This window comes from Methylobacterium sp. J-072 (assembly GCF_022829425.1).
Classification (GTDB): Bacteria; Pseudomonadota; Alphaproteobacteria; order Rhizobiales; family Beijerinckiaceae; genus Methylobacterium.
Map to the genome: position 1 here is coordinate 1 of NZ_JAKSYK010000228.1, position 283 is coordinate 283.

Sequence of the window (283 nt, forward strand, 5' to 3'; positions counted from 1 at the left end):
CGATGGCGGTACCGGCGATGCCGCCGAAGCCCAGGAGCGCCGCCACGAGAGCGACGACGAGAAACGTGATAGCCCAACCGATCATGGCAACCTCACGAAAGTCACGCGGTTCGGGATCGGAACCCGCCGCGGGCGGATCCCCCTGTCGTCGGTCAGGCTCTTCCGCGTTGAGCCTTCAGCCGCTGCAGGGCGCGCTCATTCTCGCGATCGAACTGTGCCGGCGTCATTTCTCCAGCGTCTACACGGCGTGCGAGCTGCTTGCGGTATTCCAGTGCGTCTTCCT

Annotated in this window: 1 protein-coding gene; it reads right to left on the bottom strand. The window is 65.0% G+C overall.

Translation table 11 applies throughout. The features are described from left to right. On the bottom strand, nucleotides 1-85 hold an 85-nt coding region (locus MKK67_RS31100), incomplete at its 3' end, for a DUF1328 family protein (protein WP_243971032.1). Nucleotides 86-283: the final 198 nt, after the last annotated feature.